The organism is Fictibacillus barbaricus (genome assembly GCF_014635025.1).
GTDB lineage: Bacteria > Bacillota > Bacilli > Bacillales > Fictibacillaceae > Fictibacillus > Fictibacillus barbaricus.
The window spans coordinates 1,262,757-1,276,718 of record NZ_BMCE01000002.1; the positions used below are offsets into that span (position 1 = coordinate 1,262,757).

The 13,962-nt window shown below is 40.8% G+C and carries 16 protein-coding genes; 3 read left to right on the forward strand and 13 right to left on the reverse strand.

The window, feature by feature from the left end; genetic code table 11:
• Positions 1 to 211: 211 nt before the first annotated feature.
• A complete protein-coding gene (locus IEV52_RS15895) occupies positions 212 to 574 on the forward strand; it encodes an SET domain-containing protein (RefSeq protein WP_240460769.1) in 363 nt (120 codons plus the stop codon).
• Between the two features lie 290 nt (positions 575 to 864).
• On the opposite strand, the gene IEV52_RS15900 is transcribed toward IEV52_RS15895, so the two are convergent.
• Positions 865 to 1,737: an RNA polymerase sigma-70 factor gene (locus IEV52_RS15900; protein WP_373869440.1), complete on the reverse strand. Its 873-nt coding sequence runs from the start codon at positions 1,735 to 1,737 to the stop codon at positions 865 to 867.
• Positions 1,737 to 3,026 carry a phytoene desaturase family protein gene (locus IEV52_RS15905; protein WP_188403473.1) on the reverse strand — a complete coding sequence of 430 codons (1,290 nt, stop codon included), beginning with the start codon at positions 3,024 to 3,026 and terminating at the stop codon, positions 1,737 to 1,739. Before IEV52_RS15905 ends, IEV52_RS15900 begins: the two co-directional genes overlap by 1 nt.
• 162 nt (positions 3,027 to 3,188) lie before the next feature.
• On the opposite strand from IEV52_RS15905, the gene IEV52_RS15910 reads away from it, so the two are divergent.
• Positions 3,189 to 3,641 carry a universal stress protein gene (locus IEV52_RS15910; protein WP_188403474.1) on the forward strand — a complete coding sequence of 151 codons (453 nt, stop codon included), beginning with the start codon at positions 3,189 to 3,191 and terminating at the stop codon, positions 3,639 to 3,641.
• Position 3,642: 1 nt separating this feature from the next.
• Here IEV52_RS15910 and IEV52_RS15915 read toward each other — a convergent pair whose 3' ends face one another.
• From IEV52_RS15915 to IEV52_RS15955, 9 genes are all read right to left on the reverse strand, one after another.
• Positions 3,643 to 3,804 carry a hypothetical protein gene (locus IEV52_RS15915; RefSeq protein WP_188403475.1) on the reverse strand — a complete coding sequence of 54 codons (162 nt, stop codon included), beginning with the start codon at positions 3,802 to 3,804 and terminating at the stop codon, positions 3,643 to 3,645.
• 350 nt (positions 3,805 to 4,154) lie between these two features.
• A complete protein-coding gene (locus IEV52_RS15920; RefSeq protein ID WP_188403476.1) occupies positions 4,155 to 4,787 on the reverse strand; it encodes a YrrS family protein in 633 nt (210 codons plus the stop codon).
• A 230-nt stretch (positions 4,788 to 5,017) separates the two neighbouring features.
• A complete protein-coding gene (locus IEV52_RS15925; RefSeq protein WP_188403477.1) occupies positions 5,018 to 6,271 on the reverse strand; it encodes an L-lactate MFS transporter in 1,254 nt (417 codons plus the stop codon).
• A gap of 245 nt (positions 6,272 to 6,516) precedes the next feature.
• Positions 6,517 to 6,855: a sigma factor gene (locus IEV52_RS15930; protein WP_188403478.1), complete on the reverse strand. Its 339-nt coding sequence runs from the start codon at positions 6,853 to 6,855 to the stop codon at positions 6,517 to 6,519.
• A gap of 146 nt (positions 6,856 to 7,001) precedes the next feature.
• Positions 7,002 to 7,250: a phage holin family protein gene (locus IEV52_RS15935; RefSeq protein ID WP_188403479.1), complete on the reverse strand. Its 249-nt coding sequence runs from the start codon at positions 7,248 to 7,250 to the stop codon at positions 7,002 to 7,004.
• An 88-nt stretch (positions 7,251 to 7,338) separates the two neighbouring features.
• The gene (locus IEV52_RS15940; RefSeq protein WP_188403480.1) at positions 7,339 to 8,424 is read right to left on the reverse strand and encodes an NAD(P)H-dependent flavin oxidoreductase; all 1,086 of its coding nucleotides are present in this window, start codon (positions 8,422 to 8,424) and stop codon (positions 7,339 to 7,341) included.
• An 81-nt stretch (positions 8,425 to 8,505) separates the two neighbouring features.
• Positions 8,506 to 9,777 carry a C4-dicarboxylate transporter DctP gene (gene dctP / locus IEV52_RS15945; protein ID WP_188403481.1) on the reverse strand — a complete coding sequence of 424 codons (1,272 nt, stop codon included), beginning with the start codon at positions 9,775 to 9,777 and terminating at the stop codon, positions 8,506 to 8,508.
• Positions 9,778 to 9,951: 174 nt separating this feature from the next.
• Positions 9,952 to 10,635, reverse strand: a complete 684-nt coding sequence (locus IEV52_RS15950; protein ID WP_188403482.1) for a response regulator — start codon at positions 10,633 to 10,635, stop codon at positions 9,952 to 9,954.
• On the reverse strand, positions 10,628 to 12,226 hold the full coding sequence (locus IEV52_RS15955) for an ATP-binding protein (protein WP_188403483.1): 1,599 nt from the start codon (positions 12,224 to 12,226) through the stop codon (positions 10,628 to 10,630). The genes IEV52_RS15950 and IEV52_RS15955 overlap by 8 nt, the downstream gene beginning before the upstream one ends.
• Before the next feature lie 97 nt (positions 12,227 to 12,323).
• Between IEV52_RS15955 and IEV52_RS15960 the strand changes: the two genes are divergently transcribed.
• Complete coding sequence (locus IEV52_RS15960; RefSeq protein WP_188403955.1) at positions 12,324 to 13,385, forward strand: DctP family TRAP transporter solute-binding subunit; 1,062 nt, start codon at positions 12,324 to 12,326, stop codon at positions 13,383 to 13,385.
• 20 nt (positions 13,386 to 13,405) lie between these two features.
• Here the strand turns inward: IEV52_RS15960 and IEV52_RS15965 are convergent, their stop codons facing one another.
• Together IEV52_RS15965 and IEV52_RS15970 are read right to left on the reverse strand one after the other, a co-directional pair.
• Complete coding sequence (locus IEV52_RS15965) at positions 13,406 to 13,591, reverse strand: cysteine-rich CWC family protein (protein ID WP_188403484.1); 186 nt, start codon at positions 13,589 to 13,591, stop codon at positions 13,406 to 13,408.
• Entirely contained in the window at positions 13,584 to 13,922 is a 339-nt protein-coding gene (locus IEV52_RS15970) for a winged helix-turn-helix transcriptional regulator (protein ID WP_188403485.1), read from the reverse strand. The genes IEV52_RS15965 and IEV52_RS15970 overlap by 8 nt, the downstream gene beginning before the upstream one ends.
• Between the last annotated feature and the right edge of the window lie 40 nt (positions 13,923 to 13,962).

Sequence of the window (13,962 nt, forward strand, 5' to 3'; positions counted from 1 at the left end):
TATGAATTTTCAGAAAGTTAAACAGTTGTTACTACTGGAAAAAATAGAAAGGAGATTCATAGAGGCTGATGGCATATTTTTACTTTAGTCCTTTATTACCGCAGAACGCTCGATTAAAATTCTTATTTTACTAGGCACATTTCATCTCCCACCTTCATAACATATCATGATTTCAATTTTACTGATAAAAAGAATGGTGGTGACAAAAGGTTTGATTGAAATAAAAAAATCTCGTTACGGAAGAGGAATTTTTGCTGCACGCACGATTGAAGAAGGTGAATTGATTCACGAAGCACCTGTTATTGTATGTCAAAATATTCAAATTATGTTTCTGCATTCAACAATATTAAGAGATTACTATTTTAACTGGAGTGACGATCGAGCCGCAATCGCTCTTGGATATGGTTCTTTATTTAACCATTCCTATACCCCCAATGCCAGGTTTAAAAATAACCTTGAAAAAGAAATGATAGATTTCTTTGCCATAGAAAAGATTGAAGCAGGGGAAGAAATACTTGTGAATTATAACGGTGATCCAGATGACAAAAAAGCATTATGGTTCGATGTTTTGTAGAACAAGAAACAGCACGCTCAATTAACGTGCTGTTTTTATTATGCTTCTGGCGAATTAGATGGAAACTGAAATGAAAATTCTTTCCTATTACAAGTTTACTAGTAATCTGAAAGTTCCAGTCCTCTCATATATTACGTTGAAAGCACCCTGTTCCCTGGCCCCTTTCTTTGAATAATAAGGGTCATCCCAAGCTATATAACTTTTTTGTATTTGGTAACCTCAATGTTTTCCCCACTGCTTTATTCGTCTAGTTTTCCAGCTCTATTCGGATTCATTTTTTTCCTCCATTTTTATTTAATATGAGTCAATTTTTCGGGGTTCACCACCCAGTATATTTGGTGAATCAAGCCATTTTGTATGTGAAGGGAAAGTACTCCAAAGACCTTGTTCTCTACATACAATATAATTCCAGGGTCTCCATTAACGGTTGTAAACTTGTATGAGAAGTCCTCTGTAAACTTTGCCAAGATCCCCATATAGAAACGCACAATTCGTTCTGCACCCAAAATAGGAAGGACAGCTGCCTTTGTTTTTCCGCCTCCATCGGATAATAAAGTTGCATCAACCGCGAGCAGGCTTAGCAGTTTGTTGACGTTTCCTGAAACAATAGCTGTCACAAACTGCTCGGTTAATGCAGCAGCTCTCGGAGTCGGTATTTGATCAGATGCTCGATGGTTTCCAACTGCTTTTCTAGCTCGATGAAAGATCTGTCTGCAGTTGGTGCTGCTCTTTCCGACCACCTCTGCAATGTATTCATAATCGTACTGGAGAACTTCCCGAAGCAGAAACACGGCACGTTCTGTCTCTGATAATTGTTCTAATAGAAGCAGATATGCCGTAGAGATGGATTCTTTCATCATGTAGTTTTGCTCAGGATCTTTTTCGGTATCTATTATTAGAGGCTCTGGAAGCCAAGGACCTACATATGTTTCTCTTTTTTTTCGTGCTGATTTCAGTAGATCAATGCAGCGGTTGGTTACGATTTTACAAAGATAGGCTTTTGGGTTTTGCACTTGTTCGATCGATGTCTCACTCAACGTAAAATAGGCTTCTTGAATGATGTCTTCAGCATCATGCACACTTCCTAGCATTCGGTACGCTAAAGAAAATAACAGTGGCCTATGCAGCATAAACAGTTGTTCTGGCTGTGTTTCGTTCAAAATTAAGCCTCCTTTGGCAAACCATGTGCACCAATCTGCCGCATAATGGCATTTGCTGCCCGCTTGGCACTCGCAAACGCTGTGTCTACCAACATTTCTCCATGCCCTGTTCCATCTCCTGCCATGTATAGGCCTGGTATTTCAGGTACGTTCGGACCAAAATGTTGTGTATCTCCTATCTTTATTGAATCATGAACAACAGTGATATGTGGAAGAAATTGTTTAGCCACAACTTCTTCTTCCCAGCCTGGCTGCATAAGGTTCATGATCTTCTCCAACTCTCGCTTATTTTCAAGCCCATGTTCCTCCTTCTCTGTTCCTAAATATTTTATCAACTGAAGTACCACTGTACCATCTTCACTTAGCTTTGAAGCTCGTGAATGGTTAGAGAATAAGATATGCTGATCTATGCCGATAGCAAAGTTATGATGAGGATTTGGAAGTTTCCTTAGTGCAACATCCAGGCATGCTGCATATATAGGCTGTGCCTGCTCTTTCCATCTGTCCAGCAGCGTTCCTTCGGCATTTTTTACTAGCTTAAAGGTTTGTTCTGGCCCGGCTGTCACGATCACATACGGTACTACCATGGCTTCTCCATCTGTAAACCTCAGTTGGTGCTGTCCTACATTTTCTATAGAAGAAACGGTTTTATTTTTCAGAATGGTTGCTCCTGAAGCAACTGCTTTTTTCCGCAGGTTATCTACAATCGATTGCCACCCTCCGTCTATATAGAGAACGCCCTTCATTCCAAGCTGCACCTGCTGGATCACTGCACTTGCCAGTTGCTGATCAGGATTGATGCAGTATGTTGATGTTCTGCACAAGGCGTAAAAAATATGACGCACCATCGGATCTTTGATCTCATTCTCTGCCCATTTCCGCAAACTCATGTGAGGGATTGATGCTGCATCTATTTTACGAACTTTCATCATGATCTTGCCAAGCTCCATTTTTCCAGACCAGGTTAACAGTCTTGTTTTGACCATACTTTTCAACGAATCAGGCAGTTCAAGCAGTCCGCCGTTCCATATGGCAAATCCTTTTGTATCGGGAACTGTTCCTGATATCTTTACTTCCAGCTCCTTCAAGATTCCTTCTGCCGCTCCGCCTCTATAAAGAGCATGACCCCCTAGGTTAAAAAGTGCCCCATTTTTATTTATCGTACGCGCGCGCCCTCCTAGTTCATTGCTTTTTTCAAAAACAGTGACAGAGTGTCCTGCTTTCGCCAAATAAATAGCGCCTGTTAACCCTGCAATTCCCCCGCCTACAATTGCCACATCACATTTATTCATCTGTCATCACTCACTTTCTTATTTTACAAACAAGACGAGAAAGCGATTTGATTTGTGACAGAGAAACAATTCGGTTTACACAAAATTTCAAGGGGTACTGTTTTTATAAGGTATTTTTTTTAAAATAAAAGATACCAAATCTGCATGAAAGGAGATCACGTGATGTTATTTACCAAGATCCTCGTTGCTGTTGATGGTTCAGAAGGTAGCTTTAAGGCATTGAACAATGGAATTGAGATTGCCCGGAACACGGGTGCAGAGTTAACGTTGCTCTATGTGACGACCGAAATTGCTCTTCCACTGTATGGCGGTGTTCACCCTGGAGGCGTGGCTAGCACGGTTGTGGAAGTAAAGGAAGCTGAAGTTGTGGAGCAAAGTCATGGTGAGGAGATCCTTAACAGAGCTTTAAGAAGAGTTGATCCTGAGATAAAGACAACGACAGCCATACTGCACGGTGACCCAACTGCAACAATCTGTGCATATGCGGATAGTCATAACATCGATCTCATCGTCATCGGTAATCGAGGCCATAGCGGATTCAAAAAACTATTTCTAGGAAGCGTTAGTCAAAAGGTAATTACTAACGCACATCAACCCGTACTTGTTGCTAAATAACTCACATAAAAGGAGCCCACTCAAGCCTGAGCGCGCTCCTCTTTTTATTCCACCATTTCTGAAACGGTACTAAACACCCGTTTCCTTTTCCTTCCAAATCTTTGATGATGCCTTTTACAGATTCCAGCGATTCCTCCCGGCTGTCATACATAACATGCAGCAAGATGATTGAGCCTGGCTGAACTCTTTGACTGACGTATTTTACGATTTTTTTTGGAATCAGATGTGATCTTAGGATGTTTCTTACTTATGAATGGGGTCACACTATTTAAAAGCGAGGATCAAATAAGAGAAAATGTAAAAAAGCTGGCTCTGTTGGTCGTTTGAAGTAACGATCAGGGCCGGCTTTTTGTTTAAACATTCCACTTTAAGTGATTATGTGTCGGTTTTGAGTAATTTACTGTCCACTTTCTACAAAATACTGTCCACTTTACAATTTTTTCTGTCGACTTTTCACAGTTTACTGTCCACTTATCACATAATACTGTCCACTTACAGAAATCGTGTCAAAGTCTACTTCTGAACACTCGTCGCCATCCATCCTTTTTTATCAACCCATTCAAGGTTAACTGTATATCTTTCGTTTGGCTGTTTGTTTGGACTTACCTCTGCAACCGATTTTTGTGGTCCACCGCCATTTGCGATCTTCCATACGGTCATGTTTTCATCAAGCCCTGTTGCAAGACGAATTGCCTTTAGCTTTTCGTTCCAATCCACACTGCCCTCTTCGTAACTGGATGTATGCGGTCCTGTTTGTGACGTGCCGATCGGCTGGTTAAGAACGGGCTGCTCACCAGAAGCTTGCTGTTTTTTCTTTTCAGCTTCCGCTTTCTCTGCTTTTTTCTTTTTCTCTGCTTCTTTTTCTGGATTTATGCCGATTTCTTGAGAAGGTTGTTGCTCTTCTTTTGCTGCTTCAGATTCTTCAGCTTCTTTCTCTTCATCTTCATATGCGCTCTCGTTATCTGGCTGAAGTTTTACTACTTTATGTTTTGGTTCATTACTTACTTCTTTTTTTACAGGTTCTTCTTCATTCCCCATTAACAACACATCTTTCGGTAAAAACAATAATCCCAAAAGGACTGCTCCTAATGCGCTGAATAGTACAACGTTCCTTTTTTTCGATTTGTTACGCTGAGATCTTCTCATCTATAATTCACTCCTTCTTAAAAACAACCGTTCCCTCTATCGATGAAACAAAACAAAAAGAACTCCTTTAAGTGGAGTTCTATCAATAACTAACACTTAATTACTCAACATTAATTATTCGAAGAGTCCAGGTGGAAAATTGAGGGTTGTAAAAGATTTCAGAAGTTTTTGCAAAATATAAAAACAGCACTTTCCCCTTAAGGAAAGCACTGCATTTTCTTTCTCATCATCTAGGCTACGGACTTTTGTTGTTTAGCCGCTAGCCGTTTCATATCAAAGCGAACTAAGATGGATACAATAAGTGCGACAACAAACAATCCTGAGAAGAATGTTAAACTGTTTGCGTAAGATCCTGTTGTGTCTTTGATCCAAGCGGCAAAAAGTGGACCGGCAAGCCCTGCTGCTGCCCATGCTGTTAAGATGTAACCATGGATGGCACCAACTTGCTTGGTTCCAAACAGATCTCCAATGTATGCTGGTATAGAAGCAAATCCTCCTCCATAGCACGTGTAGATGACCGCGAGCATCACTTGGAACAAGATGGATGAAGAAGTTTGAGGCAATAAGAAAAATAAAGCGATTTGCAGTACAAAGAAAGTCGTGTACGTATTGGGTCGACCGATATAATCGGAAACGGATGCCCAGCCAATTCGGCCAAAACCGTTGAACAATCCTAATACACCGACGAGCGCTGCTGCTTCAGCCGTAGAAAGGCCAATACTTTCCTGTGCAAGTGGCTTCGCTGCAGAAAGAATGGCGATTCCGCACGTAACATTGATGAACAGCATGATCCATAGATAATAGAAGCGTCTTGTTTTGACCGCTTCATTTGCAGTTAGTTGTGAAAGGTCTTTCTTGATCTTCACCTTTCCGCTCTTAACGTTCTCTTTAAAACCGGCAGGGAGCCACCCTTCCTCTGGTTTTTCCAGGTAAAGCGAAGATAATGTCATGATGGCAAAATAAGCAATTCCTAAAATAAAGAACGTGTTTGCTACGCCAACGGATTTAATGAGTGCATCCATAATAGGAGAACTGATCGCTGCTGCAAAACCGAATCCCATTATGGCGAGCCCAGTCGCTAACCCGCGGCGATCGGGGAACCATTTAATAAGGGTTGAAACCGGGGCTATGTATCCAACTCCGAGGCCGATCCCGCCGAGTACTCCGTAAAATAGGTAAAGCATTGTTAATGAACCTAGATTAACTGCGATTCCTGAACCCGCAATTCCCACTCCGAAGAAAATAGCCGCAAGTAAGCCTGCCTTTTTCGGTCCATGTCTTTCAACAAAATGACCCAGAAATGCAGCAGACAAACCTAAAAAAAGAATAGCAATGCTGAAGGTCATCTGAACTTGTGAAGCGGACCAGCCAAACCGATCAATCAATGGATTCGTGAAGTTGCTCCATGCATAAACAGAACCGATTGAAATGTGAATCCCTACCGCTGATAAAGCAATGAGCCAGCGATTCTTTGACTTTCCCATCCTTACATCCCCCTAAAAAAGTTAATTTGGTTAACAATTATGAAGCCCACCCTAATGCAAACAAAATAAAAAGACAACATCCAAAAGTACTTATTCATCAAATAAGTGCTTTAAGAATGTTGCCTAAAATCTCTACATACTCGTGCAGAGAGTTCATTCAGCATTATAGATAAAATAAAGAAAGAGCAGGTCATGCAATTTCTTCATTTTCGAATTGGCATTAGTTGTAAGCGTTTTTAATATTATCAGATTGTGGCTTTCTTCGCAATATATTTTTTTGACTTTTTCGACAATATTGTCATGATGTGTACTTCTTCACGTTCTACACATTTTAGCTTGCACCGTTTGATTAGATAACTGGAAAAAAAGTTATCTTTTGATTGAGCAAACCGATTTGGGTTTTCCCAAAGTTCTCGAAAAACTTCACATAAAATTTGCTCCGACTCTCTTTGACTGCCGGTAATTCTGTAAGCTACCTGGTAAAGAAGCATGCTGTAAAAAGAAATTATTTGTTTTAAAACCTCGGGATCTTTATGTAACAACTGTTTTAATATGTTTTCCTCAAGCTCTTTTCTAATTCTCATAACAGCATCACCCTTTACCTAGAATTAATTTTCATTACCCATTCAATAACTATTGTAAACATTTGTACAATATTTGTTTACATAAAATATATTAATTGCACAATAAAAAACAGTACTGTTTTTTAACAGTACTGGCTCATTTCAGCTTATTTTTTTGTATTATTCTCGATTGAATACTTAACCCCTGCAACTGTACCGATACCCAACAGTGCATATTTTAAGCCGACCAGTGTTGCTTCTGGAGTTGCAGCACCTGCTTCCCAAAAAGCGTAAAGAACACCTAAAACTACTGCCGCAATTGGAATATACTTATTTGAGAATCGTTCGGTTTGACGAATCGCATATAAAATCACAGCTAAACCAACATACGGTGCAAAGTCGGATATAATATCCATGATTTTCACCCCGATCTCTTGTTTTGTTGTGCTTATACAAAACGTATTAAGAGATCGATAAGAAAAGAACAAATCCTGCTTTGTCCGGTTAAGGTTTTAATCTCTTTACCTGCTTCAACTCCTTTGGAACATTATCAACTGCTTTTTTGAAGCCTTGTACAAGTCCTTCAACTAACTCAAATGCTGACTGTTTTCGGGCTAATGCAGACGCCTGCCCTGCCCACATGGATATTAACTCTTGATTGCCTTTCCGTGCAGCTTCTTTTCTAATATCAGATGTTAAAACATGCTGCACTGGGTAAGGTGGTATCCCGCCAACACGCTCAACCTCTACCATCATCTTATTATGAAATCCTCTTGCACTTTTTCCAGAAAAAGCTTTTGTAATCTTCGTATCGGTATCACAACTGGAGAGAACGGCTTGTCTATGAATCTCGCTCGCACCGCTTTCCTCAACCGTTAGAAACGCCGTACCGAGCTGAACGGCGGATGCGCCTAACGTTAATGCAGCTGCTATCCCTCTTCCGTCCATGATGCCTCCCGCTGCTACCACTGGGCAACTTACTGTATCAACAATCTGCGGAACTAAAGCCATCGTGCCAATCATTGACTCGTCCTTAACATTAAGAAAAGTACCTCGATGTCCACCTGCTTCACTGCCTTGTGCAACGATGATATCTACTCCACTAGATTCTAACGCGACAGCCTCTTTAACAGTTGTAGCGGTCGCCATGACTATGATTCCAGCTGACTGCAGCATTTCTACTAAACTCTGAGATGGCTGATCAAATGTAAAACTAACAATCTTAACACCTGAATCTATTACCACTTGAAGTTGTTGTTCAAAGAGATCCTGCCTATCAGGAACACGGTCCACCTCTGGAATTCCAAGTTGTTTTCTATATGTATTCAAGTGCTGCTGCATCTTTAAGATCTGCTTTTCGTCAATCTCGTAGTGCTGTGGAAGAAATAGATTTACCGCAAAAGGCTCCGTTGTTAACTTTTGAATGCTATGAATCGCCTCACCTATTTGTTTTGGTGACATATAACCTGCCCCTAGCGTCCCGAGTGCACCTGCCTCACTAACGGCTGCTACAAGCTCTGGTGTTGTGGGGCCGCCTGCCATCCCAGCTTGAATGATGGGATAGCTGATATTAAGCATTTTACAAATCATTCGTCATTCTCCTTTCACACACTTTTTCTAAATCATACCAAAAGAAAGAGCTTTAGTCTGTTCTGACCAAAGCTCTATTGTTTAAACTGCAATCCTTCTATTCTCGTACATCTCTTGAATGGCTTCTTCACTCTTATTCTCATCAAATTCATTTTCACTTTTTGAAACAACGATCGTTGCGATTCCGTTACCGATTAAGTTTACGATCGCACGGGCTTCACTCATGAAACGGTCTACCCCAAGCAGAAGTGCCAATCCTTCAACCGGAATAACCTGCATTGCCGTTAATGTTGAAGCAAGAACGATAAATCCTCCGCCAGTTACTGCTGCTGCTCCTTTAGACGTTAACATCAATACAGCGATGATCGTAAGCTGCTGCGTTAAGCTTAAGTCTATGCCGAACACTTGAGCCAAGAAAACGACAGCCATGGAAAGATAGATGGATGTTCCGTCTAGGTTGAACGAATATCCAGTTGGAATGACAAGACCAACAACTGATTTTGAACAGCCGAACTTTTCCATCTTGTTCATCATTCTTGGGAGCACAGATTCTGATGAACTCGTTCCAAGTACGATAAGAAGTTCGTCTTTTATAAACTTCAGATACTTCCAAAGACTAAAGCCGTACATTTTACAGATCAGGTTCAAAACGATGAAAACAAAGAAGAACATCGTCGTATAAACGGCGATCATTAATTTCCCTAGCGGAACCAGAGACTCAAGACCGTAGTTTCCGATCGTAAACGCCATTGCACCAAATGCTCCAAGCGGTGCCGCTTTCATGATATAGCCCACGATTTTGAAAAAGACGTTAAGCAGTTTATCAAAGAACTCGATAATGATCTTTCCTTTGTCACCAAGAGCCGTTAAACCGACACCGAAAAGAATAGAGAAAAACAGAACTTGCAGGATATCTCCTTTTGCAAAGGCATCAACCATGTTGCTCGGAACGATATGTGTAACAAACTCGATCCAGTCGATCTTTCCGCCTTCCTCTGAAGTATATTGAGATACATCACCTTTTTCGAGCTTATCAAAATCTAAACCAGCACCAGGTTTTAACACGTTAACAACAATAAGACCGATGACAAGTGCAAGTGTCGTTACGATCTCAAAGTAGATAAAAGCTTTCCCACCTACCTTACCTACCTTTTTCATGTCTCCCATTTTTGCGATTCCAAGAACGATTGTTAAGAAGATAATTGGAGCGATCACCATTTTAACAGCATTAATGAACGTATCACCAACAGGCTTCATCTGTTTTCCGACTTCCGGCCAGATCAGACCCACAAGCACCCCAACCGCTATAGCAGTCAAAACCTGGAACGTTAAATTCTTAAATAATCTTTTCATATTCATCTTCCCCTTTCATTATTTTGAAAAGGGGGTCTGTCCCGGGGACAGACCCCCTTCAATTTCCATAAAAAATAGCGTTACCTACACTTTGTAAATGTAATGATAACGCTTTCAAGTATTTGTTAGAATATTTTGAACGTATTGAACGTTTTGGTCTTTTTGGTCTTTAGCTTATCTTTTTAAGATGTACCGATTCACAGGACGTCCGATTGTTCCGTATTGAATATCCATTTGGATGCTGTTTTTTTTCACCAGATAGTCCAGATATCTGCGTGCTGTAACACGGGCAATTCCTATTCCCTCAGCCACTTCTTCTGCTGATTTCGCTTCCGTCTGATTTTGTAAAAATCCTTCGATCTGCTTTAACGTAAGCTCGTTTAACCCTTTAGGCAGTTCCGCGCTTAAAGCCACCACACGTTGTTCAGAAAAGAAAAGATCATCCAAATCCTTTTGAGTAACCGAGCCAGAAGGTGAAATGGTCGAGTGAAACGCTCTATACTTTTCCAATGCTTTTTGGATTCGCTCATAATTAAACGGCTTGATGATATAGTCAAATGCACCATTTTGCAGCATAGATCGTATGGTTTCTAAATCATTTGCTGCGGTTATGACCACAACATCCACCTGAATTTTTTCTGCTCTGATCTGTTGGAGTGTTTTAACGCCGTCTTGACCTGGCATATAAATATCGAGCACGACAAGATCAGGCTTCAGCTTCCGTACTTGTTCCAACCCATCTGTTCCATTAGATGCGGTAGATATCACTTTGAATCCTTTTACTTTTTCTATAAATGCCTTGTTGATCTCCTGCACCATCGGATCGTCTTCGATCAATAGAACCTTAATTTCACTCATTGTTCTCACCCCTGTCGGTCATCGGAAAAGTGATTAAAAAGCTTGTACCTCGGTTTGGTTGAGAAATCACTTCAATCTCGCCTTTTCCTTTATCTACAATTTGTTGAATCAAAAATAACCCGATCCCTGACCCATTGCTTCCTTTTGTCGTGTATCCTCTTTCAAAAATCTGTGTTTGAACTTGATCACTCATTCCACAGCCGTTGTCTTCCACCAAAACGGCACAAACTTCTGAATCCTGTGCAACGGAAACATCTATTCTTCCGTCGCTCATCCCTTTAAGGGAATCATAAGCGTTTTCGATTAAATTGCCTAATATTATCACAAAGTCGTGCTGATCAAGCTGCTCAGGAAATTCTTCAAATCGGCTCTCACTGTCAATTACAACTTGAATTCCTAGTTCCTTCCCACGCCCTACTTTGCTTAATAAAAGGCCTGCCAAACTCTCATCCTTTATCCGCTCATTTAAAAATCTGGTAAGAGACCCTTTTTCTTCAGACACTTGAAAGACATACTGCATGGCCTTCTTGATTTTTCCTAGCTGCAGAAGACCTGCTATCGTATGAAGCTTGTTCATATGCTCATGATTTTGTACACGCAGTGCTTCAACGAACGCTCTAACGCCTGTTAATTCTTCGGCCATCCTCGCGACTTCCGTTCTGTCTTGGAAAATGGCCACTGCTCCAACTATTTGGTTCTTCACTTTTATAGGCACACGGTTACTCATAATAACTTTTCCGCTAACCCGAATTTCCTGATTGTACACAGGACGGCTGAGTTCAATAATCTCGGGCAATCGTGTATCCGGAATGACCTCTCGAATCGGTTTACCTACAACATCACCTGTAACTGAGAAGATGCTCTTTGCTTTTTCGTTAAAGATCGATATTTGCTCCTGGTTATCTATTGCAATTACACCTTCATGCATCGAATGGAAAGTAGCTGTTCGTTCTTCGAGCATCCTAACGATTTCGTGTGGTTCCAGATAAAACATCTGCTGCTTAAGATGACTCGCAAGCAGATAAGATCCGATGATGCCGAACGAGAGAACCAGCAGTAAAATCAAGGTCATCTCGTCTGTCAAGTCATTTACTACTTCATAAAAACCCGGAATAACATGACCCACAACGACAACTCCGATCTGCTCCAATTCTGAATTTTTTATCGGTACAAAAGCTCTTACCGCGGTTCCCATCTCACCTTTTGCTTTCGAGGTAAACGTATGATCAGCAAATGCAGCACTTTCATCTTTTCCTTCTGATTTTGTGCCAAGCATATCCTTGACCGGATGCGAATAACGCACATGGTCCATGTTCATTACCACGATATAGTCCGCTTCGTTAATAACTCGTATTTTTTCAACAGCTGGTTCAATTTGCTTCCAGCCCTCTTTTTCTTGAATATTCTCTTTCACCTCGGGAAGCTGTGCAACTGTTCGGGAAGTGATCATGGCTCGCTTGGCAAGCTCTTCTTCCTGAATATCGAGGATTTTTCCGATGATAACAACTCCGCCGATAACAATTGCATACAGGACGATGCCAAAGGTAAGGATCATAATTTTTGTTCGGATCGGCAAGCGTTTCATCGTCATGGCAGAAGTCCTCCTCATTATCGTTGACCTTATTGTATCATTACAATTTTAATATGTTAGACTATTAAAAAAAGTAACAGATACGGGGTAATGAATGATGAAAGCATTCACGGGAATTGTGGTGTTATTGCTTACCGGTTTAGCCGCATCGATCTGGATTGGGTTCCATACGAAGTTGTCAGAAGGAACGGTTCCCTATGACGATGATCAAGAAGGAATAAATGAACAAGTAGTTATCAAATTTAGCCATGTGGTCGCGGAAAATACGCCAAAAGGCCTTGCTGCCCAACGGTTTGCAAACCGTGTTGATGAAAGATCTGATGGTCGGATAAAAGTAGAAGTGATTCCTAACGGGGGTCTATATTCCGATCAAGAGGAATTTGAAGCATTGCAGCGTGGAGATATACAGATGATTGCTCCAGCCACCACAAAGCTAAGTTCGTTTTCTTCCAAGTGGCAAGTACTAGATCTTCCATATGCAATGCCTACAAGAGAAAGTATCATTGAAGCGTTAAACGGTGAGATAGGTGAGATTCTGCTTCAGAAACTAGAGAAAAGCAACATGAAAGGCCTCACATTATGGATTAATGGCTTTAAACAAGTAACAACAAATAACGGTCCGATCATTCAGCCAGCTGACTTAAATGGACAGGCCCTTCGTATCATGCCAAGCTCAGTACTAAAAAAACAATTTGAGTTAGTAGGTGCCAAAGCCATTGGACTGGATTTTAATGATACATATCGGTTGTTGGAGTCAGGGGAATTGAACGGTGAAGAGAACACGATCTCTAACATCTACTCAAAAAAGTTTTTTGAGGTACAAAGTGACCTTACCATCAGTGATCATGGATTTTTAGGATATGCCGTTATCATGAATAAGGATTTCTGGGATCATCTTACGGCTGATCAGCAAAAGATCATTTCGGAAGCATTGGATGAGACCACACGGTGGAACCAGACACATTCGTTTGCAATGAACGATGAACAGCTATCCATCATTCAGAGAAACTCTTCCATTTCCATTCATCGCCTGACAGATAAGGAAAAGAAGGAATGGGCAAAAGCTTGGGAACCCGTTTATCTTGATTTTAAAGAAGAAATTGGAGAAGAGTTATTAAATAAGATCCTCGAACTACAAGAGAAATACCGTAAATTTTAATAACGAAGACGCCTGTTATTTTATGAACATGCGTCTTTTTCATATTTTTCAATACACTTTTGGCAAATACATACTTCTTTGTTTGTAGAAACCGCTTCGAGGAGCTGCAGTGGAATGGCAACTCTCATGCACCAACACGTTTCTGGTTTTTCACCAGCTTCAATTGCACAATGATTATTCTCCCGACATAGTGGACATTCAGACATGATTTTTCACCTTTACTTGCATGGCTTTTCCCCATTTTGCGAGTGATTCCAGTGAAGGTATCAATGCCTCTCCAGCCTCTGTTAAAGAGTATTCAACTCTTGGGGGTATCTCTAAGAATTGCTTACGAACGACAATTCCCTGGTTTTCCATTTCTTTTAATGATTGAGATAAGACCATGTTTGTTATACCATCCACATGACGTTTCAGTTCGTTGTAACGCAGCGTCTTATTTTTCCATAATGCCCAAATGATCGGCAGTCTCCATTTACTTCCGATTAACGTGAGAGCAAACGTTAACGGGCAATCTTCTTTTCGTTTGTATCTATTCATGGTAAGACTCCTTTAATCAGTTTTTACTGACTTAGTAAGA

Coding starts and splice junctions, on each gene's coding strand:
- IEV52_RS15905 (WP_188403473.1), bottom strand. CDS start 3,026: ATGAATAAATGTGATGTGGCAATTGTAGGCGGGGGAATTGCAGGGTTA.
- IEV52_RS15910 (WP_188403474.1), top strand. CDS start 3,189: ATGTTATTTACCAAGATCCTCGTTGCTGTTGATGGTTCAGAAGGTAGC.
- IEV52_RS15920 (WP_188403476.1), bottom strand. CDS start 4,787: ATGAGAAGATCTCAGCGTAACAAATCGAAAAAAAGGAACGTTGTACTA.
- IEV52_RS15925 (WP_188403477.1), bottom strand. CDS start 6,271: ATGGGAAAGTCAAAGAATCGCTGGCTCATTGCTTTATCAGCGGTAGGG.
- IEV52_RS15930 (WP_188403478.1), bottom strand. CDS start 6,855: ATGAGAATTAGAAAAGAGCTTGAGGAAAACATATTAAAACAGTTGTTA.
- IEV52_RS15935 (WP_188403479.1), bottom strand. CDS start 7,250: ATGGATATTATATCCGACTTTGCACCGTATGTTGGTTTAGCTGTGATT.
- IEV52_RS15940 (WP_188403480.1), bottom strand. CDS start 8,424: ATGATTTGTAAAATGCTTAATATCAGCTATCCCATCATTCAAGCTGGG.
- dctP (WP_188403481.1), bottom strand. CDS start 9,777: ATGAAAAGATTATTTAAGAATTTAACGTTCCAGGTTTTGACTGCTATA.
- IEV52_RS15950 (WP_188403482.1), bottom strand. CDS start 10,635: ATGAGTGAAATTAAGGTTCTATTGATCGAAGACGATCCGATGGTGCAG.
- IEV52_RS15955 (WP_188403483.1), bottom strand. CDS start 12,226: ATGACGATGAAACGCTTGCCGATCCGAACAAAAATTATGATCCTTACC.
- IEV52_RS15960 (WP_188403955.1), top strand. CDS start 12,324: ATGAAAGCATTCACGGGAATTGTGGTGTTATTGCTTACCGGTTTAGCC.
- IEV52_RS15965 (WP_188403484.1), bottom strand. CDS start 13,591: ATGTCTGAATGTCCACTATGTCGGGAGAATAATCATTGTGCAATTGAA.
- IEV52_RS15970 (WP_188403485.1), bottom strand. CDS start 13,922: ATGAATAGATACAAACGAAAAGAAGATTGCCCGTTAACGTTTGCTCTC.